Below are 21,329 nucleotides of genomic sequence, written 5' to 3'. Positions count from 1 at the left end.
GTTCCCCGGGTCATGTGCGGCCCCGGAACGAATTACACCAATGTGGGGGTGGTGGTCGGGATCATGCCTCGATGATGAGGGTATATGGTCCGAGATTGGTGGACGAGACCTCCATCATCGCCCCGAACCGACCGGTCTCCACCCGCATCCCCCGGGACCGCAGATCGTCCACGATCTTCTCGAGGACCTCGGCCGCCTGCTCACCGGGCGCGGCCGGCGACCATGACGGTCGCCGACCTTTCGCCGTCGCCCCCATCAGCGTGAACTGACTGACCACCAGGACCTCGGCACCGTTGTCCTGGGCGCTGACGTCACGCCCGGACTCCCATGACTCACCGGCAGGCGGCAGGATCCGCAGCTCGGCGATCTTCCGTGCGACCGTGGCCCAGGCCTCCGGGTCGTCGTCGCGTCCCGCCCCGACCAGGGCGAGCAACGCGCCGCGTCCGGCACCGTCCCGGTCAGCGTCGACATGACCGACGACTTCACCGTCAACGACCACCGAGGCGGTCGCCACGGTACTGACCACCGCCCTCACAGTTCCGCCCCGCTGAAGCCGCTGTCGTCGCTGTCGTCAGTGTCGCCCAGGCCATCCACCAGCTCGACGGGCAGCACCAGACCATGGCGTACGAGGTCGACCACCAGCGGAACGAGGGCGGTGGTGAACTCGTCTTCGTCGAGCCCGTTGACCGCACAGTACAGCTCCGCGGTGTCACGCAGACTCAACCCCTGCGGGGACAGGCCGGCGATGACCGCCGACAGTGGGGCGTCGACCTCGTGGCTGTAGCGCGGCCCTTCGGTACGGGTCAGCCGGAGGACCTCCGGGTGGAAGCCCACGGCAGGGATGTCCTCGGTGCCGATCGTCGCCAGCTCGACGGTCTCCCTCGCCAGCCCCGGACGCACCTGGAACCGGGCGTCCAGGAGCCGGTCTGCATCGGTTTCGGCCAGCCAGGCGGCCCGGGTGAAGTGCTCGGCCACCTCATCACCGAAGAACTCCAGGTCCGGGGTGTCCAGCACCTCGAAGGTCACTTCGGAGGGTCCGTCGATGCGTTCCAGATGCACGTACCCCATGCCGATCCGGGCCACGTCATGCTGCTGCAGGTAGTCGAGCCAGTGGGTGCACCGTCGTCGTCCCTCCGGGGAACGGAGGTCGACCGAGGCGTCCGACAACCAGGTGCGCACGTACACCGACGGCGACACCTCGTCGCGCTGGACGACCCAGGCGCGGATACCCTCGGACGGTAGCCAGGAGGCCACCCGGTTCGCCGGGGATTCCGTCAGGCTGGTGACCCAGGCGCCGAGCAGGTGCGCGGTGCCGCCGGGGGCGAGGTGGGCTGCGACGCCCTCGACGACGGTGCGGGAGGCACCGTCCAGCTCCAGTCCGGAATCACGGTAGATCTGGCCGTCCTCCGCAGGGCCGACGACGAAAGGGGGATTCGACACGATGCGGGTGAACGTCTCATCAGTCACCGGCTCGAACCAGGAGCCCTCCCGGAAGTCGACCGGGGTGGCATCGGTGCCGGTGACGCTGCGCTCGGACGCACGGGCGTAGTCCAGGGCCCTGGTGTTGACGTCGGTGGCCACCGTGCGGGCGGCGGGCAACAGTAGTGCCAGGACCCCGGACCCGGTGCCGAGGTCCAGCAGACTCTCGGTGGGGGATGCCGGAACTTGATTGAGTAGCGTCAACGGAGCCTGACCCACTCCGGGAACGTGGTCACTGCGGCGGGTGGTGGTGGCTGCCGAGGCATCCGGGTCCGAGGCGATCAGCACCGGGCGGCCATCACCGTGGCGGTCGTGAGTCACCGGGCGGATGTCGATGGTGGAGCGCACCAAGGCGTCCGTATCAGTCTGGTCGGCCGCCAGGATGCCGGCGGCGACCAGGTCATCTGCCAGGTCATCGCCGAGTACCCCGGCGACGGCGCCGAACTCCACCGGCTCCCGGAGGAAGAAAACCGCTGTCAGGGTGGCGCTCCGGGGGTCGACAGCACCGGTGTCCCTGCGACGGGTCAGATGCCACACCGCGGCACCGGGGTTGCCGGACAACGCCTCGGCGTGACCTTCACGCCCCAGGGCGGCGAGCACCAGGTCGGCGCTGTAGTCCAGCGCGGTCAGCGCCCGGACCAGGTCGCCGAGGGCGGGGGACTGGACATCAGCGCTCATCAGGATCCTCGTTTCTCTCTGTGCTCTCTGTGCTCTCTGTGCTGTCTGTGCTGCCGGTGTCATCCATCTCGCCAGGGGTGTCCTCAGGTTCAGCGTCGATGACCTCGGACTCCGACGCCGCGGAGTCACCGCCGTCAAGTTGGGGACGGTGGGTGCCCGCGGTGCCTGACTCCAGCGCAGTACGCATCGCCTGCCGCTGCTGACGGACCAGGGCCGGCTTGTAGACCTTCGGCTGACCCTTCTCGGTGTCCGGTGCCTTTTCATTCGCCAGTAGCACCGCGACCCACGGCAACGGCAACGACGCGACGGCGAAGAACGCGGCCAACAGCGGACTGTGCAGCCAGGCGTAGGCCACCACCGCCAGGACGAGCAACGGGATACGGGCCAGCTGCAACGCCGCATAAACCCGCTTACGGTGACGCCAGTCGTCCAGCCGAGGCTTCTTGGCCGTGGTGATCAGTGACACCTCGTCACCGCTGTCCCGCAGCGGAGGGTGCGACTGTTGCGGACGCCGTGGGTCGCGGCTGTCGTCCTGCCGCTGTGTGGCGTCCTCGTTGTCTGGCATGGGGTCCACCGTAGTCCTGCACAGTCACAGCACAACCCGTGGGACCGGCCAATCGTCCAATCGAGGTGCGTGGCTGGAAAACAGCGGACGCGAGGGGCATGATTGGGGCTGTGACTACTCCATCAACGACAACGATTGAGCGCCCGGACGTCCGCACGGACGACCAGACGTCGGACGACACCCCGAAGTTCTTCCACTACGTCAAGAAGGACAAGATCGTCGACTCCGCGGTGAACGGAAGGATGGTCGTCGCCCTCTGCGGCGAGACGTTCCCGGTCACGAAGCAGGCGAAGCCGGGCTCCCCGGTGTGCCCGGACTGCGAGAAGATCTACCAGGGGCTCCGCCGGAAGTGAGTCTGCCAACGTCGTACGGCACTCTGCGTGCCTGGCAGCAGGCTGCGCTGCGCCAGTACATCGACCAGGCCCCCCAGGACTTCCTCGCGGTCGCGACCCCCGGGGCAGGTAAGACCACCTTCGCCCTGACTGTCGCCCGCATGCTGCTGGACAACCGCACCGTGCAGCGCATCGTCATCGTGGTGCCCACCGAACACCTGAAGACCCAGTGGTCGCAGGCGGCGGCCCGCCAGGGAATCTCCATCGACGCGGAGTTCACCAATTCCTCGGCGGTCAACCACGCCCACCAGGGCGTGGCGGTGACCTATGCCCAGGTCGGCATGAAGCCGACCAAGCACTACCAGGTGGCAACCGCCCAGAAGACCCTGGTGATCCTCGACGAAATCCACCACGCCGGTGACGCCAAGAGCTGGGGCGACGGTGTGCGCTTCGCCTATGACCAGGCCGAACGACGCCTGGCGTTGACCGGTACCCCGTTCCGTTCGGACGACTCGGCCATTCCCTTCGTCGGCTACCAGGAGATCGACGGGGCTATGGTCTCCCAGTCGGACTACACCTACGGCTACTCCGAGGCCCTTGCCGACGGCGTGGTGCGTCCGGTGGTCTTCATGGCCTACTCGGGTGAGGCCCGGTGGCGCGACAGCGCCGGCGAGGAGTACGAGGCGCGTCTCGGCTCGCCCCTGAATGCTGAGCAGACCGCCAGGGCGTGGAAGACCGCGCTGGACCCGAAGGGGGAGTGGATCCCCGCGGTGCTGGCCTCGGCCCACACGAGGCTGATGCAGATGCGGCAGAGCATCCCGGACGCCGGCGGTCTGGTCATCGCCACCGACACCACCACCGCCCGCGCCTACGCGGTGATCCTGGAACGCATCAGTGGCACGAAGGTCACCGTCGTGCTGTCCGACGAAGTCGGAGCCAGCGACCGGATCAAGCAGTTCTCCGACTCCACCGACCAGTGGATGGTCGCCGTCCGCATGGTGTCGGAGGGTGTCGACGTTCCCCGTCTCGCCGTCGGCGTGTACGCGACCTCGGCGTCGACCCCGTTGTTCTTTGCCCAGGCCATCGGACGTTTCGTTCGTTCGCGTCGCCCCGGGGAGTCAGCGAGTGTCTTCGTGCCGAGTGTGCCGGTACTGCTGGACCTGGCGTCCAACATGGAACGCCAGCGTAACCACGTGCTGGGCAAACCGGACCGTCCGAATGAAGGCTGGGACGATGAGCTCCTGGCGCAGGCGAACAAGCAGGAGGACGAGCCGGACGAGCTGAAGGGCTATGAGACGCTCGGCGCGAACGCCGAGCTCGACCACCTCATCTTCGACGGGTCGAACTACGGCACCACGGTCGCCGGTTCGGAGGAGGAGCAGGAGTACCTGGGGTTGCCCGGGCTGCTCGACGCCGAACAGATGCGTACCCTGCTCCAGCAGCGGCAGACCCGGCAGCTGGACAACCGGGAGCGGGCGGCGAAGTCCGCCGAGGTGGAGCAGAAGGAGCGTGCCACCCGGGTGTCCGACGACTCCGCGGACAGCTCCGCCGGGGCCGACCGGGTCGCCAGTGAACAGCTGCCGGCGTTGCGCAAGAAGCTCAATGCGCTGGTCGGTGCGAAATCCGCGCGTACCGGGCGTCCGCACGGTGCCATCCACAACGAGGTCCGGCGCAACTGTGGTGGGCCGCCCACCGCACTGTGCAGCGCCCAGCAGTTGCAGGACCGGATCGCCTACCTGCGTGACTGGTGACCGCTGCTTGATACTCTGGGCGGTGACAACAGCGGGTGCCGACAGTGTTGCGCACCCGGCCCCCAGACCAGCCGGTCACGGTAGCTCGTGCGGCGGAGAGGCGACGCCACCACCATGGCCCTGGCAGACAACACCCCGGCGGGACGCGATGTGCCCGGAACCAACCGTCGGCAGAGCCGACTGAGTATCGCCGCCCTGCTGCTGGCGGTGCTGGCCGTCCCCGCCGCACTGTTCCCCTGGTTGGGACTGGTGGTTGCCGTGGTGGTGCTGGCCGTCGCACTGGTCGCCTTGATCCGGACGATGCGTTCCTCCGAGATCAGTCGCGGCTACCCCATTGCCGCGGTCGGGGTGTCGATCGCCGCTGTCGCCCTGGCCGGCATCATCACCAACGGCACGGCGAATCAGATCGAGGAGTGCGATCCGCAGGACCAGGCGGAGCTGGAACAATGCCTGGAGGACGGCCGCTCCAGCAACTGACGACTGACCCGCCGGGCAGCGGGGGGGGGGCTGCACCGGCGGGTCAGAGTGGGCAGAGCGGGGGAGAGTGAGCCAACGCGGCGCCGTCGCGGCCACGTCGGTGCCCCTCCGTCGTCGGACTACTCCAGGTAGTCGCGCAGTACCTGGGAACGGGAGGGGTGGCGCAGCTTCGACATCGTCTTCGACTCGATCTGACGGATGCGCTCGCGGGTGACCCCGTAGACCTGGCCGATCTCGTCGAGGGTCCGAGGCATGCCGTCGGTCAGGCCGAATCGCAGCTTGACCACACCGGCCTCCCGCTCGGAGAGGGTGTGCAGCACATCCTGCAGCTGGTCCTGCAGCAGGGTGAAGCTCACCGCGTCGACGGCGATGACGGCCTCGGAGTCCTCGATGAAGTCACCGAGCTGGCTGTCGCCCTCGTCGCCGATGGTCTGGTCCAGGGAGATCGGCTCGCGGGCGTACTGCTGGATCTCCAGCACCTTGTCCACGGTGATGTCCATCTCGCGGGCCAGCTCGTCCGGGGTGGGCTCACGGCCCAGGTCCTGGAGCAGCTCGCGCTGGATCCGGCCCAGCTTGTTGATGACCTCCACCATGTGCACCGGGATACGGATGGTGCGCGCCTGGTCGGCCATCGCACGGGTGATGGCCTGGCGGATCCACCAGGTGGCGTAGGTGGAGAACTTGTAGCCCTTGGTGTAGTCGAACTTCTCGACGGCGCGGATCAGGCCGAGGTTGCCCTCCTGGATCAGGTCCAGGAACGCCATGCCGCGGCCGGTGTAGCGCTTGGCCAGTGAGACGACCAGACGGAGGTTCGCCTCCAGCAGGTGGTTCTTGGCCTTTCGACCGTCGCGGTCGATCTCGCGCAGGTCGCGCTTCTGCATCGGCGAGATCTTCTCCTCGGAGTTGAGGATCTCGTCGAGCTTGTGGTGGGCGTAGAGGCCGGCCTCGATACGCTTGGCCAGCGACACCTCCTGCTCGGCGTTGAGCAGTGCGACCTTACCGATCTGCTTGAGGTAGGCACGCACCGAGTCAGCAGAGGCAGTGAGCTCGGCATCCTTACGGGCCTGGCGCAGCGCAGCGGACTCGTCCTCGTCCCAGACGAAGCTGCCGTCGTCGGCCTTCGCTTCACCGGACTCCTCGGAGTCGTCGTCGGCGGCGGCGCTGCCGGAGCCTGCCCCGTCGGTGGCCTCGTCCTCGGAGTCGGCGTCCTCCTCATCGTCCTCCAGGTCGTCGCCGAGGTCGAGGTCGGCCTCCACATCATCGACGTCATCGACAACATCGACATCATCAATGTCGTCGATGCTGGTGAATCCGTCGACCTGGTCCGCGGTACCCTCGACTTCGTCCGCATCATCACCGGTGGTGGTGGCGTCCTTGGCCTTGGCTCCGCGGCGGGTCTGCTCGGCGGCATCTGCGGCGGTGGTCTTCTTCGCCGCGGTCTTCGTGGCCGTCGCCTTGCGGGCGGTGGTCTTCTTGGCTGTGGTCTTCTTGGCTGCGGTCTTCTTCGCCGTCTTCTTGGTGGCGGTCTTCTTCGCGGCAGTTTTCTTGGCAGCCGTCTTCTTCGCAGTGCCGGACGCACCGGTGGCACCCGCAGGCGATGCCGTCTCGGCGGCGTCTGCGGTGGAAGAGGTGGCTGTCTCAGCGGCGGCAGACGTGACCGGGGAGGCAGCGCGAGGCGCGGCCTTGCGGGCGGCGGTCCGGGCGGTCTTCTTCGCCGTCGTCTTCTTCGCCACCTTTCGACCGGTCGTCGTTGCCGAGGCCGCCGGGGCGTTGCCGCCGTCGGCGTCGTTTCCGGAGGTGGAACTGGTGTTGGCCGCCACGAAAGACCTTTCTTGCGGGGTCAGGGGACTTGCTTTCGGTGCTCCTCCATCAGGAACACAGTCGACCCCCGATTATAACCCAGGCGGCGCGAAAGGCGGTTGTTGGACCCCGGAGACTCCAGGAAGTCAGTGCCGGTACCCCCGAAACGGTCAGGGGCGCACCCCGTCACGCACCGCCAGGGCGGCGCCGATGATTCCCGCCCGGTTGCGAAGCTTGGCCGGGACCACAGTCACGTCCACGGTGAGCTTCGGAACCCACTTCTCGTGCTTCCGGGAGATGCCGCCACCGACGATGATCGTCGTCGGGTTGAGGATCCGGACGTACTCGTGCAGTACCCGGTCGACCCGTCCAGCCCATTCCCGGTAGGTCAGGTCTTCACTGGTGCGTACCGCCGCCGAAGCCCAGTCCTCGGCGTCCATCGCCGGAAACAGCAGGTGGCCGAGCTCGGTGTTGGGGAACAGCTCTCCATCATGCAGCAGCGCCGAGCCGATCCCGGTGCCGAAGGTCAGCAGCAACACACTGCCTGAGGTGGCCTTTGGATCCCCGAAGGCGACCTCGGCGATGCCCGCAGCGTCCGCGTCGTTGAGGACCGTGAACTCCGGGGCGGACCCGGCACCGGCAACCCCGGCGGCCGCCAGCCGGGTGGTGAACAACTCCCGGCAGTCGGTTCCGATCCAGGAGGGGTCGATGTTCGCCGCCGTCCGCGCGGTCTGGTCGGTGACGACCCCCGGGACGGTGAGTCCGACAGGTCCGTCCCACCCGGCCTGCAGCAGTAGTTCGGCGACGGTGTCTGCGACCGCCTCCGGCGTGGCGGGGCGGGGAGTGGGGATCCGGATCCGGTCACCGATGAACTCGCCGGTCCCCAGGTCCACCCGGGCCCCCTTGATCCCGCTGCCGCCGATGTCCACACCGAAACCGATGTCGCATGTGCCGGTGACGGTGGCTGCTGACCTGCTGTCTGACGAGTTGTCCGAGGTGCTCATGGTTTCCTGATGCTACCGCAGCCTTGGCCCCCGGGAGCGGTGGCAGAATAGGGAACATGGCTGAACAGAGCAACCACCACCTCCTCGACGAACAGTCCACCCGGTCACTGGACCCCGCAGCCGCGGCGGCCCTGGCCGGGAGAACCCCTGACGACCTGCGCCGCATGTGCGTGTCGATCGCCGCAGAAGCCGCCGCCCTGGTGCGGTCGGCACGGCACTCTGCGGGGGTGCGGGTGGGTGTCAGCGGCACCAAGTCCTCTGCGGTGGACCCGGTCACCGAGATCGACCGGGCCAGCGAGACGCTGATCCGCGACCGGATCGCCGCACACAGTGCCGCAGCAGGGGGGCAGGACGTCATTCTCGGCGAGGAGGAGGGCGGACGCATCGTCGAAGGGCGGGTCACCTGGGTGGTTGACCCGGTGGACGGCACGGTGAACCTGATCTACGGGATCCCCGCCAGCGCGGTGAGTATCGCCGCCACCGTCGACGGGGTTCCCGTCGCCGGTGCGGTGGCCGACATCGCCCGCCGTCGGGTGTTCTCCGCCGCCGTGGGGGAGGACGCCCGTATCGCCTGGGAAGCCGACCTCTCTGCCGAGCAGACGCTGCCCCGCTGGTCCCCGGAAAACACAGACGGAGACCTGTCCACCGCCCTGGTGGCCACCGGTTTCTCCTACCAGGCCGACAACCGGGCGGCGCAGGTAGGTCTGCTTGCCGACCTGATGCCACGGATCCGTGACATCCGGCGGGTCGGCTCGGCGGCACTGGACCTGTGCGCGGTGGCCGCCGGACGCGTCGACGGCTACTACGAGCACGGCCTGGGCCCCTGGGACCATGCTGCCGGTGGGCTGATCGCGGCCCGGTCCGGGGCCGTGGTCTACCTGCCCCGGTTGACGGCCGGTTACGCCGACGGACTGCCTGTGCTGGCGGCAGCACCATCGATCGTCACGGAACTGGCGGGGGAGATCGTGGGTACCCGCATTCCTGATCCTGATCGCGGGCGGTTGACCTAGTGCTTCGGTGTTTTTCCGGGGTCTCTCGGCCACCGGTGTGGGGTGGCGAAGTGACAAGTGACGTTCGCTGTTTTACTATGCGCGTCTAGTGCCCGGGAATGTTCGTCGGTCCAGCACCGTTGACCACGCATATCCACCCGGTGACCTGCGCGGGGGAGACTCCGTCACAGAACAGACACAACTGCCACGAGGAGCACGATTATGGCTACCGACTACGATGCGCCGCGCACCCGTCCTGAGGACGAGATCGAAACCGATTCACTTGAGGGACTGAAGGCCGCAGAGAAGGCTGAGCCCGCTGTCGACGACAATGACGACGGAGACGTCGTCGAGCCGATCGACATCCCGTTGGCCGACCTGTCAGGTGAGGAGCTCAGTGGTTCGGTGATTCCGCGCCAGAACGACGAGTTCACCTGCTCGGTCTGCTTCCTGGTCCAGCACCGCACCCGCATTGCCGAGGACAATGGTGCAGGTGAGCTGATCTGCGTGGACTGCGCCTAGATTCGACACGGCGCCACACGGCGTCATTCAGCGCCATTCAGCGCCACACGCAGTGCTACAAGTGAACGGCCCCACCTCGTGACGAAGGTGGGGCCGTTCATGTCACGTAAGGTGTGTCGGCGTCTGTCAGTCGACGACGGGACGTCCGAACGCGGCGAGTAGCTTCTCTGGATCATGGGTGGAGATCAGCCAGTAGGGGGAGGGGTCGTCCGGGTCGTCGAGGACGAGCATCGCCATCGAGGGGACCCAGGTGCGGTGGATCACGAATGCCGCCGGATCGAGCTGGCGCCCCATCGCCGCGCTCCGGGCACTCGGCGGCACCGCGAGAGTCCGGCTGACCACCGATGCCGGAAGAGACGCCTCTCCAGCCCGCAGCCAAGTCTCGCCGTCCTCGGCGCGCTCCACGACGAGCTCGTTGCGCGACAGGTGCAGCAGCGACCAGACGACCGCTCCGGCGGCGAGGAGCCCAGCGATCACACCCCAGTACCAGCCACGGCCCATCTGCCCCTGAAAGCCGATCAGGGTGGCCACCCCGAGACCAATCACCCACCAAGACAGCGGGACGCGTTGGCGCTCGCGGTACAGCACACCCGGCCCCACCCCGTCAGGATGGATCTGGCCAGAATCCTGAGGCACGTCTTCTCCTGTCGCTTCGGGCTCGTTCACGATCTCCCAGTGTATCCGCATGGGGGCCGAACCCGATAAGCCGACCCTCCCCCCGGTAGACTCCGGCACCATGACTGACAGTCCCGACTCTGCGTTGAAGATCCTCCGGCTCGATCCTGATCTGCCGTTGCCGCGCCGGGCGCACCCTACCGACGCCGGTATCGACCTGCATTGTGCGGTCGACGTCACGCTGGCGCCAGGGGAGCGTGCTCTGGTGCCCACCGGCATTGCCGTCGCTCTGCCGGCGGGCACAGTCGGACTGGTCCACCCCCGTAGTGGGCTGGCCACGAAGAAGGGACTGTCGATCGTCAACGCCCCGGGAACCGTGGACGCCGACTATCGTGGCGAAGTGAAGGTCTGTCTGGTGAACCTGGACCGCGTTGATCCCATCGAAATCACCCGCGGCGACCGTATCGCCCAGTTCCTGGTGCAGCAGGTGTCGCTGTGCGAGGTGGTCGAGGTGTCGGACGCCGATGATCTCGGTGATACCGCCCGGGGTTCCGGCGGTCACGGGTCCACCGGAGTCTGACCCCTCCCGCCGACTGCCTCCGCAGTCGACGACAGTTACGCAACACGTATGTACGCAACACAGTAGGGAGATTCACAGCATGTGGCCTTTCGGCAAGAAGAAAGACACAGCCACCGGTGCCGCCGACCGCGAGACCGGTCAGCCGACCCGCGCGGCAGCTCCGGCCGAGACAGGGGCCTCGGCTGAGGCACCAGCCCCGGTCGAGGTGCCCGCCACGGACCAGCAGTCCACCCCGGACACCACCGTCGCTGCCGCCTCGGGGTACGACCCGGTCAACGGCAGCTTCGGCCCGTTCGACGGCGACAACGTGGACTTCCGGGAGTTCGACTACTCGGACTTCGCGAAGAGTGGACTGGACCTCGGATCGCTCCGGGTCCCGGTACCGCACAACGGTGAGGTCCAGGTGGAGATGGGGTCCAAGGGCCCGCAGATGATCCACATCCTCACCCCGTTCGGCCGCCTCACCCCGGTCGCCATGGCCGCCCCCCGCTCCGGCAACCAGTGGGCTGACAGCATCTCGGACGTCACCAAGGGGATGAGTGGTGACGGCCTGGAGGTCACCGTGGGGTCCAGCCTGTGGGGTCCGGAGGTGCTGGGCACCGTGAAGAATGGTGCGATGCGGGTGATCGGCGTCGACGGTCCCCGCTGGATGCTGCGTATGACCTTGGCTGGTCCGCTGGACAAGGCCGACCAACTCGCCGAGCTGGCCTACGAAGTCATTTCCCGGACGTTCGTCTACCGCGGCACTGAACCGCTGCCGGCCGGTCAGACCCTGCCGGTGACGATTCCGGCGGCGATGGCCGAGGAGCTGAAGAAGCTCGTCGAGCAGCGTCAGAAGGAGGCTGCGGACAAGAACGGCGAGTCGGGCCAGGCACAGAACAAGAACCAGGCTCCATCCCAGGACCCGGCCCAGCCCCGCCGCGGGTCCACTGCCGACCAGCACCTCGGGGACGAGAAGTGACCCACCCGGACCCCCACTCCGGGGAGGCCGCGGCACCGACGGTGATGGAGCAGATGGGTGGCCTGTCGGGACTGGTGTCCTCGGTGCTGCCGGTGCTTGTGCTGGTCCCGGTGAACCAGAAGTGGGGTCTTGGTCCCGCTCTGGCGGCCGCGGTCGGTGTCGCCGTGCTGGTCTTCCTCTGGCGCCTACTGCGCAAGGAGACGGTCATGCCGGCGGTGTCCGGGCTGATGGGTGTCGGTATCTGTGCCCTGATCGCCTGGTTGATGGGTGATGCGAAGGGCTACTTCGCCTACGGCATCTGGTATTCCCTGGCGGCCGGTATCGTCTTCGTCATCTCGGTCGTGGCGCGGTGGCCGTTGGTCGGTGTGATCTGGCGCGGGGTCAACGGCTCCGGCCATGCGTGGCGCAATGTCCGAACCGCCCGGCTGGCCTTCATGTGGGCCACCCTGGCGTGGGCCGTGGTGTTCTTCTCCCGCTTCATCGTCCAGCAGTGGCTTTACGGGCAGGACGATGTGGCATGGCTCGGTGTTGCCCGTATCGCCATGGGCCTCCCGCTGACCGCGGTGGTCGTGCTGATCACCGTCTGGGCCGTACGCGTCGCCGACAAGGCTGAACGTGCCTCCCGTGCCGTGGAGAGTCCTGACGTTCCCGACCATCATGACCAGGAGACGGTGTGACTGTCACGCTCGACATGCTCGGCCCCGCCCACGGCGGGAGTACAGTCGCAAGACTTGACGGTACAGACGGCAGGGTCGTCTTCGTCCGCGGTGCACTGCCCGGGGAGACCGGTGTGCCGGTCGAACTCGACACTGACCCAGAGACCTCCCGCAAGCGCTTCCTGAGCGGTTCCGTCGTCGATTCTGCGGCCATCGCCGGTCCTTCGGCCCACCGCGTCGCCCCGCAATGCCCGGCGGCCGCCCGCGGTGCCGGCTGCTGCGACCTCGACATCATCGACGCCGAGGGCTCCGTCGAACTGAAGACCCGCGTGGTCCTCGACCAGTTCGCCCGGATCGGCCGTATCGACCTCGACGATGCCGGAGTCCCGGTTCGCCAGCTTTCGCCGGCCCCGTTCACCGGCTACCGGACCCGCGTGCGGTTGGGGGTCGACGAGAGTGGCCAGGCCGGACTACGTCTGCGTGCCAGCAACGGGATCGTTCCGGTCACCGAGGTGGGCTGTGCACAGTGGGCACCTGCGTTGGCTGATGGCCTGGCAGAAACGCTCGCCGAGGCGGAGCTGACCCCGGGGGCGGAGGTCTGTGTGGCTCTCGGGGAGGACGGCCTGCGCGGCATCGTCGAAGTCCCGGCCGCCCGTGCGTCCAACCCCCGGTCCCGTTCCGGTCGTCGTCGCCGTGTCCCGAAGGGCCAGCGCAGGAGCGACACCCGGATCGAGCGCCGGGTCATCGAGCACCAGGGTACCGGTGAGCCCGGCACCGTGACCCGCACAGTGAAGGGGGTGAGCTGGCCGATGCCGGTGGAGGCCTTCTGGCAGGCCCACGGTGCGGCCGCCGAACTGTACTCCGGCTGGGTGCACGACACCGTCACCGGTGCCGTCACCGGCACAGCCGCCACATCATCGGCACCGTCAGAGCCTGCAGAACCGACTGTGTCGTCAGAGCCGACGGCATGGGACCTCTACGGTGGTGCGGGCGTTTTCGCCGCCGCGCTCACCGAGGCGCTGCCCGGCACGCCGGTCTACAGCGTCGACGGTGCCTCGGACGCCACCGCGGCCGGACGCAGCGTCCTGGTCGAGCGGGACGTCCGCTTCGTCACCGGTGACGTCGCCGACGCACTTGCCGAGCTCTCCGGGGCAGACCCGACAGTCGTTGTACTGGACCCGCCACGCACCGGTGCCGGAGCGCCGGTCGTCGACGCGGTCATCTCCCGGGCACCGCAGCATATCCTGCACATCGGGTGCGATCCGGCCACAGCGGCACGCGACGCCGCCGGCTTCATCGCCGGGGGCTACCACCCGGAATCGGTGACGGTGGTCGATGCCTTCGGGTTGACCCACCATGTCGAGGTCCTGGTGCACTTCACCCGCCAGGGATGACACCCTGCCCCACGTAGAATGGGCACCGACAGTCACACCAGAGTTGCCAGACCGGCTCGTCCGGCCGTCACGCCGGACACGATCGGAGACCGAGACATCCATGACCTCCACATCACTTCTCGAGGGGATCTCGTCACCGGATGACCTGCGGTCACTGACCGCCACCCAGCTGGAGAACCTTGCCGGGGAGATCCGTGAGTTCCTCATCGAGAAGGTCTCGGCCACCGGCGGACACCTGGGTTCCAACCTGGGGGTCGTGGAGCTCACCATTGCCCTGCACCGGGTCTTCGACTCGCCGTCCGACCCGATCATCTTCGACACCGGGCACCAGTCCTACGTCCACAAGATCCTCACCGGGCGCCGCGACCTCTTCGGCACGCTGCGTCAGCGTGACGGACTCTCCGGATACCCCGACCGGGCCGAGAGCCCGCACGACTGGACGGAGTCCTCCCACGCCTCAGCCGCGCTGTCGTACGCTGACGGCCTGGCGAAGGCCTTCGAACTGACCGGGCAGGCCAACCGCCGGGTTGTCGCCGTTGTCGGCGACGGGGCGCTGACCGGCGGGATGGCCTGGGAGGCACTCAACAACATCGGTGACGCCAAAGACCGGCCGGTGACCATCGTGGTCAACGACAACGGCCGGTCCTACTCGCCGACGGTCGGCAGCCTGGCGCAGCGCCTTGCGTCGTTGCGACTCCAGCCGGCCGATAACAATACCGCCAGGGCCGGCAGGGCCGGCAGGACCGGCAAGTTCCACCAGGCGATGACCCTGTTGAGGTCCTTCAGGGAGAGGGTCAAGAGCATTCTCATGCCGCAGGAGCTGTTCAGTGCCCTGGGGTTGAAGTACATCGGCCCGGTCGACGGCCACGACATCGCCGCGCTGCAGGACGCGTTGAGCTACGCCCGCAGCTACCCCGGGCCGGTCATCGTGCACACCCTGACCACGAAGGGCAACGGCTACCCGCCGGCCGAGAACGACGAGGCCGACCAGATGCACTCCACCGGGGTGATCAACCCGTCGACGGGCCGGGCCGTGCAGGCCAGGCCCCGGAGCTGGACCGATGTCTTCGCCGAGGAGCTGGTCCGGATCGGGCACCGGCGGGACGACGTCGTCGCCATCACCGCCGCCATGGCCGGGCCGACCGGTCTGGCCCGGTTCGCCGAACGGTTCCCGGACCGTACCTTCGACGTGGGCATCGCCGAGCAACATGCCCTGACCTCCGCCGCTGGCCTGGCACTCGGTGGTCTGCATCCGGTGGTGGCGGTGTACTCGACCTTCCTCAACCGGGCGTTCGACCAATTGCTGATGGACATCGGACTGCTGCACCTGCCGGTGACCCTCGTCCTCGACCGGTCCGGGGTGACGGGACGGGACGGGGCCAGCCACAACGGTATGTGGGACCTGACGCTGACCGGGGCGGTCCCCGGCATCCACGTCGCCGCCCCGCGCGACGGCCGGCGCCTGACCGAGGCACTGCTCCGCTGCCTGTCGGTGACCGACGGGCCCTCGGTCATCCGGTTCGCCAAGGGCGCCGTACCGCAGGACGTCCCGGCGGTGCGCTCGACCGACGGTTACGACGTCCTGCACGAAAGCACAGCCGCGGGCCTGGACGGCCTGGACGGCCTGGACGTCCTCGTGGTCTCCTACGGCAGGCTGACCGACCTGGCGTCCGCCGCCGCCGATGAACTGGAGACCGCCGGTCACCGGGTGCGTGTGGTCGATCCTCTGTGGGTCACCCCGGTGTCCCACACGCTGGTGGAGTTGGTCGGCCAGGCTGACCTGGTCGTCACGGTGGAGGACAACGGGGTGCATGGTGGTGCGGGCCAGATGCTGCACCGGGCAGTCACCGAGGCGGACATCTCCACCCCGGTGCGCTACCTGGGGATCGACCAGCGCTTCCTCGACCACGGGTCCCGCGGTGAGGTGCTGGCCGAGGTCGGTCTCGACGAGGAGTCGGTGCGGCACCAGGTCACCGAGTGGGTCGGCAGCGAAGTCGCCCGGAGACTCACCGGGGGCGACGGGCCAGCGTCAGCCCAGCAGGTCAACCACGACCGGTAGCAGGACCGGCACCAGCAGGTTCAACTGCCACGGGCGGCAACCGCAGTCCTGGAGCAGCGAGCCGAGCAGGTTCTCCACATCCCCGACCGGGTCCTCGGACCCACTGCCGGGAACAGTGGCTACCGATGCCTGCGACACATCCCAGGCCACCGAACGCAGGTGACGGATGACGATCAGGTCCTCCACCCGGATCCCGGTGTCCCCGGAAAGATCACCGACGGCCCCGCGGAAACCCTGGAGCAGGGCATGGGCCCGCGGATAGTCCTGCGCCCAGTGCCGGTGGTCGGGACGCCTGGCACCGGAGCGCGGCAGCGTCGGCAACGTCGAGGAATCGGCTGCCAGAGCGTCCTGCACCGCCTGCAACAGATCCGTGCGTGCGGCACGATCGACCCGGCGCCCACCGGACTGGGGACGGCTGAGCTGACGCGACGCCTGCGACGGACTCTTCGCCACATCGAGGAGCGATGAGCTGCGCAGCACCTGCTCCGGGGGAATGTCACGCTCCCGGGCGATACGGGTGCGTTCCTCGGTGAGTCGACGGGCCACCTCCAACCCCCGCCGGTTACGCAGTGAGCCGATACCCCGCAGTTCCCGCCAGTCCTGGGGCTGTACCGGATGTGACCAGTCGACCCTGATGCGCTGACACTCCTGGTGGTACCACTCGGCACGGCCCAACGACGTCAGTCGGGACATCGCCGTGTCCAGCAGCTCGATGAGCAACTCGACGTCCAGGGCGGCGTAGGACAGCATGGCGGTCGGGATCGGACGCGCCGACCAGTCCTCCCGGCCCTTGTCCTTTGCCACGGTCACCCCCAGCAGGTCACCGAGCATGCCGGCCAACCCGACCTGCCCGTAGCCCAGCAGTCGTCCGGCGACCTGGGTGTCATGCAACTGCGGGGTGCGCCAGCCCAGGGAGGTCAACGCCGGCAGGTCCGAATGGCCGGCGTGCAGGATCCACGGGGAGTCGTTCATCACCGGGGCCAGCAGGTCCCCGGCCCCCGGGACCAATGCCGGATCGACAAGATGGGTTCCGGCCCCCTCACGGCGGACCTGCACCAGGTAGGCGCGGTCGTCGAACCGGAAACCGGAGGCACGCTCGGTGTCGACGGCGATAGGGCCACGTCCGTCACCGAGGACCTCGGCGACCCGGCGCACCGCAACAGCGGTGTCCGCCACCGGGGGAACACCCTCACGAGGGCGGCTCAGGTGCTGGACGGGGGAGTCGGGGTGATGGGGCACGGCAGTCAAACCTAGCGGCTTCCGATGGCCGTGATCCCCTCGGGCGGAAGACCCGCCACATTCGCCAACACATGGGCGAAGGCGGTGACATGGCCGGACAGGTCGGTTCCAGTGGCCGTCCAGGACGCCCGCAACTCGATCTGGAAGGCACTCGCCGGCCCGGCGATGTCACCGAACCGACTCGACGCGGTGGCGGTCACCGTCCCACCCAGGTCCGAGAACGCGGCGGCCGGGCTGCTCTCGCCACTCTCGGCACTGTCGGCACTGTCGCCGTCCTCGCTGAGCTGGTCGAGCTCCTCGGTCAACCAGTCCCACGCCACATCAGGGAGCAACGGATCCTGGGCCACCGAAGAATCAAGGTCGGCCTGAATGTAGGCGACCAGCTTCATGATCGTCGGACCCTCATCGGTGCCCGGATCATGCAGCAGGATCAACCGGCCGAAGGCATCACCGTCGGCATCGGTGGGGATGTTCACCGGGACGGCGGCTTCCCCACCGTCGTCCCGGACATCTCCGGCGAGTAATCGGTCGACCTCCAGCCCCACCGCGTGACTGTACGGCGCCAGTTTTCGTGGTGGGCGAATATCGGTGACGGTAATCCCGCCACGCACCTTCGCATCGTGCATCGAGGTCACCGCGTCGCGGAACGGGCCCGGGGCGCTCTGCTGCCCCGAGTCCGCAGCCCGCGGCCCCGACTCTCCTGTCAACTCACGTTCAACGCTCACGGGGGTCAATGTAACGACGGTGGGGGAGGAAGTGGGGTAGGCGCGCCGTCGGGCACCGTCATTGCGTCGGTCCCTGGCATAATCGGGCGCATGGAGAACCACAACCCTCACCTGCCCGGAGCCGACCTCGTTGCCGCCGCAGCAGCTGCCCGACGGGCCCGCGCCGACGCTCCCTTCCTTGCCGCCGCACGAGGGGAGGAGCCGTCCCGCCGTCCGGTCTGGATGATGCGCCAGGCAGGCCGCTCGCTGCCGGAATACCGGGAGCTGCGTAAAGACATCGGCATGCTGGACTCCTGCTTCCGTCCCGACCTGCTCGCCGAGATCACCCTGCAACCGGTGCGCCGACACGACGCGGACGCGGCGATCCTGTTCTCCGACATCGTCGTCCCGCTCAAGGCCGCCGGAGTACAGGTGGACATCGTCGCCGGACGTGGCCCGGTGCTCGCAGAACCGATCCGCACCGCCGACGCCATCGACGCACTGCCGGTGGTCGACGCCAGCCAGCTCGACGCGATCGTGGAGGGCATCGGTGGGGTGCTGTCCGAACTACGCGACGACCAGGTCCTCATCGGCTTCGCCGGGGCACCGTTCACCCTGGCGTCCTACCTCATCGAAGGTGGACCGTCGAAGAACCACGGTGTGACCAAGTCGCTGATGTACTCCCAGCCGCAGCTGTGGCACGCACTGATGGAGAAGCTGACCCCCACCGTCATCCAGTTCCTGCAGAGCCAGATCGGCGCCGGCGTCGACGCCGTGCAACTCTTCGACTCCTGGGCCGGCTTCCTCACCCTGAGTGACTACCGCGAGTACGTCGCCCCCTACTCCGCCCGCATCATCGAGGCAGTGCGCCCCTACGACATCCCGGTCACCCACTTCGGCGTCAACACCGGCGAACTGCTCGGCGAGATGGCCGCTGTCGGCCCCGACATCCTCGGCATCGACTGGAAGACCCCGCTGGACGTGGCCGCGCGCCGGGTCAGCGATTCGCTGGAGGCCGCCCACCAGGCCGGTGACGAGCGGGTGCCGGCCGACCGGCTGGTCCGGGCGATCCAGGGCAACCTCGACCCTGCGGTGCTGCTGTCCACCCCGGAGGTCATCGCAGACCAGGTGCGCCGGGTGTGTGCCGAGGCCGACCGTGCCGTCGATGCCGGGGATGCCTGCGGCCATATCTTCAACCTGGGCCACGGTGTGCTCCCGGAGACCCCTGCCGACGCGATCACCCGCGCCTTCGCCGAGGTGCATGAGCTGTGACCGGGCCACGGATCGCGATCGTCGGCGGCGGAGTCAGCGGCCTCGCCGCCGCCTGGGAACTGCGGCGTCGGTTGGGACCTGAGGCGCACATCCAGATCCTGGAGGCCTATGACCGCATCGGCGGAAAGCTGAAGACCGTGGACTTCAGCGACGGTCCGGTGGACATGGGTGCCGAGGCCTTCCTGACCCGTCGTACCGGGCTGGCCGGTGTGATCACCGAACTGGGACTGGGCGATGAGCTCCGGGTGCCGTCCGGTGCCCGCAGCGCCTTCCTCGTCGACGGTGAACTGGTCGACATCCCCGCTGCCACGATGATGGGCGTCCCGGCCCGTGGTGCGGATGTCGCCGAGGTACTGACCCCGGAGGCGTGTGCGGCGATCGATGCCGAACGTGATGGCGCGCCGCTGCCGTGGACCCCCGGTGACGATGCCAACGTCGGCGAGCTCGTCCGACAGCGGTTCACCGGTGAGGTCGTCGACCGGCTGGTGTCGCCGATGCTCGGTGGGGTGTACTCCAGTTCCGCCGACGATCTCGGGGTGCGCGCCACCATCCCGCAGCTCGCCGACGCCCTCGACAATCTCGCCGACCGTGGTGAGGACGTCCACCTGTCCACCGCCGTCCAGCAGGTGCTCGACGAGCGTGCCGCCGCCAGCGCCAGCGGTGACGGGACGCCGGGCCCGGCGTTCAACACCCTGGCCACCGGCTACCGCACCCTGGTCAACCGGCTTGCCGAAGCGTCGGCAGCCGATATCCGGGTCAACACGCAGGTGGAGTCCATCGGTCATTTGACTGACCGGATCTACCTGGAGCCGGTCGGACGGGTCGACGCTGTCATCGTCGCCGTCCCCGCTCCGACCGCGTCAGTGCTGCTGCAGGATATCGTCCCGTCGGCCGCGGAGATCCTCGATGAGGTGAAGCTCGCCAGCTCCGCGGTGGTCGGCATGAGGTTCGAGACCACCGAGGGGCTACCGGAACGCTCCGGAATCCTCATCGGGCAGGACGGTCCGACCCGGGCCAAGGCCTTCACCTTCTCTTCGCGCAAGTGGCCCCACATCGGCGAGCGGGGGACCGGTGCCGGGGCCTTCGTCCGCGCCAGTTTCGGCACCTTCCACGACCCCAGCCTGGTCGAGGCCGAGGACCGCACACTGATCGGCTACGCCCTGGAGGACCTCGCCGCGGTCACCGGGTTCACCGCCCGGCCGGTGGAGACCTTCGTCCAGCGCTGGTGGGGTGGTCTGCCGGTGTACGGTGTCGGCCACCCGGCGACGATGGACGCGGTGCGTCGGGCCGTGGACGCAGCCCCCGGTGTCGCCGTGGCCGGCGCCTACCTCGACGGGGTCGGCGTACCTGCCTGCGTGGAGGCGGGACGCGCTGCCGCGGAGAAGATCGTCGCAGAGCTGGTCTGACACCGGCCACGCCCTGATATCGGGGGTGGTCAGGCCACCCTTTGGCGTAGACTGAACCTGTCACGGAGGAACGAGATTCTCCGCGTGAAATCACCGTCGCACACGAGACAGGACAACAGATAGCAATGGCAAAGCTCGACTTCAAGGCGCTCAACGAGAAGCTGCAGTACACCATGTGGTCGGTGTTCAAGGTCAGGCAGGGGGAACTTGACCTGGAGGACGGCGACCGTGCAGCCGTCGCGGCGGAGTTCTCCGCCTTCCTGGCGTCCTTCGACGACGAGGAACTCACCGTCCGCGGTGTCTACGACCTCACCGGCCAGCGCGCTGAGGCGGACATCATGATCTGGTGGCACGCCGAGAAGTTCGACGACCTGCAGCGCGCCTACCGGCGCTTCCTCAAGGAGACCGCACTGGGTCGGGCCAGTGAGCCGGTGTGGACCAACTCCGCACTGCACCGCCCTGCGGAGTTCAACAAGTCCCACCTGCCGTCGTTCATCATGGGGGAGGATCCGGGCGAGTGGATCGCGGTCTACCCCTTCGTCCGCTCCTACGAGTGGTACCTGCTGCCGGACGCCGAGCGTCGCACCATCCTCGCCGAACACGGGATGGCCGCCCGCGGATTCGACGAAGTCCGGGCGAACACCGTCCCGGCCTTCGCCCTCGGCGACTACGAGTGGATCCTCGCCTTCGAGTCCCCGACCCTGGACCGGATCGTGGACCTGATGTACCAGATGCGCTACACCGAGGCACGTCGCCACGTCCGTGAGGAGATCCCCTTCTTCACCGGACGCCGGGTCAACAGCTCCGCCGAGGAGCTCGCCGGATTCCTCAGCGAGCTTCCCTGAG

21 protein-coding genes are annotated in these 21,329 nt (G+C 68.1%); 13 read left to right on the top strand and 8 right to left on the bottom strand.

All coding sequences use genetic code 11. The features are described 5' to 3' along the window. Positions 1-61 precede the first annotated feature (61 nt). Genes dtd through ACTXPP_RS00765 form a run of 3 tightly spaced genes read right to left on the bottom strand, consistent with a single transcriptional unit; the run spans position 62 to position 2,722 of the window. Entirely contained in the window at positions 62-535 is a 474-nt protein-coding gene (gene dtd, locus ACTXPP_RS00775) for a D-aminoacyl-tRNA deacylase (RefSeq protein WP_301495790.1), read from the bottom strand. Then, the gene (locus tag ACTXPP_RS00770) at positions 532-2,157 is read right to left on the bottom strand and encodes a DUF7782 domain-containing protein (protein ID WP_301495788.1); all 1,626 of its coding nucleotides are present in this window, start codon (positions 2,155-2,157) and stop codon (positions 532-534) included. Before ACTXPP_RS00770 ends, dtd begins: the two co-directional genes overlap by 4 nt. Continuing rightward, positions 2,147-2,722 (bottom strand): DUF3099 domain-containing protein, encoded by a 576-nt coding sequence (locus ACTXPP_RS00765; protein WP_301495786.1) that lies wholly within the window; start codon positions 2,720-2,722, stop codon positions 2,147-2,149. Before ACTXPP_RS00765 ends, ACTXPP_RS00770 begins: the two co-directional genes overlap by 11 nt. A 98-nt stretch (positions 2,723-2,820) precedes the next feature. Here ACTXPP_RS00765 and ACTXPP_RS00760 point away from each other — a divergent pair, with 98 nt between their 5' ends. The 3 genes from ACTXPP_RS00760 (at position 2,821) to ACTXPP_RS00750 (ending at position 5,282) form a co-directional block, all read left to right on the top strand. Further along, positions 2,821-3,075: a DUF3039 domain-containing protein gene (locus ACTXPP_RS00760; protein ID WP_301495785.1), complete on the top strand. Its 255-nt coding sequence runs from the start codon at positions 2,821-2,823 to the stop codon at positions 3,073-3,075. Next, the gene (locus ACTXPP_RS00755; protein ID WP_301495783.1) at positions 3,072-4,805 is read left to right on the top strand and encodes a DEAD/DEAH box helicase; all 1,734 of its coding nucleotides are present in this window, start codon (positions 3,072-3,074) and stop codon (positions 4,803-4,805) included. Before ACTXPP_RS00760 ends, ACTXPP_RS00755 begins: the two co-directional genes overlap by 4 nt. A gap of 114 nt (positions 4,806-4,919) precedes the next feature. Beyond that, positions 4,920-5,282, top strand: coding sequence for a hypothetical protein (locus tag ACTXPP_RS00750; RefSeq protein ID WP_301495781.1), 363 nt, complete (start codon positions 4,920-4,922; stop codon positions 5,280-5,282). Between the two features lie 119 nt (positions 5,283-5,401). Here ACTXPP_RS00750 and ACTXPP_RS00745 read toward each other — a convergent pair whose 3' ends face one another. Both ACTXPP_RS00745 and ppgK read right to left on the bottom strand, forming a co-directional pair. Next, the gene (locus ACTXPP_RS00745) at positions 5,402-7,102 is read right to left on the bottom strand and encodes an RNA polymerase sigma factor (protein WP_301495779.1); all 1,701 of its coding nucleotides are present in this window, start codon (positions 7,100-7,102) and stop codon (positions 5,402-5,404) included. A gap of 150 nt (positions 7,103-7,252) precedes the next feature. Then, on the bottom strand, positions 7,253-8,086 hold the full coding sequence (gene ppgK, locus ACTXPP_RS00740; RefSeq protein WP_301495778.1) for a polyphosphate--glucose phosphotransferase: 834 nt from the start codon (positions 8,084-8,086) through the stop codon (positions 7,253-7,255). 56 nt (positions 8,087-8,142) lie between these two features. On the opposite strand from ppgK, the gene ACTXPP_RS00735 reads away from it, so the two are divergent. Both ACTXPP_RS00735 and ACTXPP_RS00730 read left to right on the top strand, forming a co-directional pair. Beyond that, positions 8,143-9,096 (top strand): inositol monophosphatase family protein, encoded by a 954-nt coding sequence (locus ACTXPP_RS00735; protein ID WP_301495776.1) that lies wholly within the window; start codon positions 8,143-8,145, stop codon positions 9,094-9,096. 201 nt (positions 9,097-9,297) lie between these two features. Next, entirely contained in the window at positions 9,298-9,597 is a 300-nt protein-coding gene (locus tag ACTXPP_RS00730) for a DUF4193 domain-containing protein (RefSeq protein WP_301495774.1), read from the top strand. 126 nt (positions 9,598-9,723) lie between these two features. On the opposite strand, the gene ACTXPP_RS00725 is transcribed toward ACTXPP_RS00730, so the two are convergent. After that, entirely contained in the window at positions 9,724-10,233 is a 510-nt protein-coding gene (locus ACTXPP_RS00725) for a DUF3093 domain-containing protein (protein WP_443340443.1), read from the bottom strand. 100 nt (positions 10,234-10,333) lie between these two features. Between ACTXPP_RS00725 and dut the strand changes: the two genes are divergently transcribed. The 5 genes from dut to dxs all read left to right on the top strand — a co-directional run bounded on the left by dut (position 10,334) and on the right by dxs (position 15,862). Beyond that, positions 10,334-10,792 carry a dUTP diphosphatase gene (gene dut / locus ACTXPP_RS00720; RefSeq protein WP_301495770.1) on the top strand — a complete coding sequence of 153 codons (459 nt, stop codon included), beginning with the start codon at positions 10,334-10,336 and terminating at the stop codon, positions 10,790-10,792. A 79-nt stretch (positions 10,793-10,871) separates the two neighbouring features. Beyond that, the gene (locus tag ACTXPP_RS00715) at positions 10,872-11,753 is read left to right on the top strand and encodes a DUF3710 domain-containing protein (RefSeq protein ID WP_301520900.1); all 882 of its coding nucleotides are present in this window, start codon (positions 10,872-10,874) and stop codon (positions 11,751-11,753) included. A 44-nt stretch (positions 11,754-11,797) separates the two neighbouring features. Next, positions 11,798-12,430, top strand: coding sequence for a DUF3159 domain-containing protein (locus tag ACTXPP_RS00710; RefSeq protein WP_301498502.1), 633 nt, complete (start codon positions 11,798-11,800; stop codon positions 12,428-12,430). Then, on the top strand, positions 12,427-13,803 hold the full coding sequence (locus ACTXPP_RS00705; RefSeq protein WP_301498500.1) for a class I SAM-dependent RNA methyltransferase: 1,377 nt from the start codon (positions 12,427-12,429) through the stop codon (positions 13,801-13,803). Before ACTXPP_RS00710 ends, ACTXPP_RS00705 begins: the two co-directional genes overlap by 4 nt. A 100-nt stretch (positions 13,804-13,903) precedes the next feature. Beyond that, the gene (gene dxs / locus ACTXPP_RS00700) at positions 13,904-15,862 is read left to right on the top strand and encodes a 1-deoxy-D-xylulose-5-phosphate synthase (RefSeq protein WP_301524739.1); all 1,959 of its coding nucleotides are present in this window, start codon (positions 13,904-13,906) and stop codon (positions 15,860-15,862) included. Here dxs and ACTXPP_RS00695 read toward each other — a convergent pair. Together ACTXPP_RS00695 and ACTXPP_RS00690 are read right to left on the bottom strand one after the other, a co-directional pair. Next, positions 15,833-17,101, bottom strand: coding sequence for an HRDC domain-containing protein (locus tag ACTXPP_RS00695; protein ID WP_443340442.1), 1,269 nt, complete (start codon positions 17,099-17,101; stop codon positions 15,833-15,835). The genes dxs and ACTXPP_RS00695 overlap by 30 nt on opposite strands. An 11-nt stretch (positions 17,102-17,112) precedes the next feature. After that, the gene (locus ACTXPP_RS00690) at positions 17,113-17,826 is read right to left on the bottom strand and encodes a DUF3000 domain-containing protein (protein ID WP_443340441.1); all 714 of its coding nucleotides are present in this window, start codon (positions 17,824-17,826) and stop codon (positions 17,113-17,115) included. 90 nt (positions 17,827-17,916) lie between these two features. Between ACTXPP_RS00690 and hemE the strand changes: the two genes are divergently transcribed. From hemE to hemQ, 3 genes are all read left to right on the top strand, one after another. After that, positions 17,917-19,077: a uroporphyrinogen decarboxylase gene (gene hemE / locus ACTXPP_RS00685; RefSeq protein ID WP_301497399.1), complete on the top strand. Its 1,161-nt coding sequence runs from the start codon at positions 17,917-17,919 to the stop codon at positions 19,075-19,077. Next, a complete protein-coding gene (gene hemG, locus ACTXPP_RS00680) occupies positions 19,074-20,483 on the top strand; it encodes a protoporphyrinogen oxidase (protein ID WP_301497397.1) in 1,410 nt (469 codons plus the stop codon). The genes hemE and hemG overlap by 4 nt, the downstream gene beginning before the upstream one ends. A gap of 125 nt (positions 20,484-20,608) precedes the next feature. Beyond that, positions 20,609-21,328: a hydrogen peroxide-dependent heme synthase gene (gene hemQ / locus ACTXPP_RS00675; RefSeq protein ID WP_301497395.1), complete on the top strand. Its 720-nt coding sequence runs from the start codon at positions 20,609-20,611 to the stop codon at positions 21,326-21,328. Position 21,329 lies beyond the last annotated feature (1 nt).

It is taken from the genome of Candidatus Corynebacterium faecigallinarum (assembly GCF_052264515.1).
GTDB classification, from domain to species: Bacteria; Actinomycetota; Actinomycetes; order Mycobacteriales; family Mycobacteriaceae; genus Corynebacterium; species Corynebacterium faecigallinarum.
Note: the sequence above shows the minus strand (reverse complement) of the source record. Positions and strands in the feature narration are given on the sequence as shown.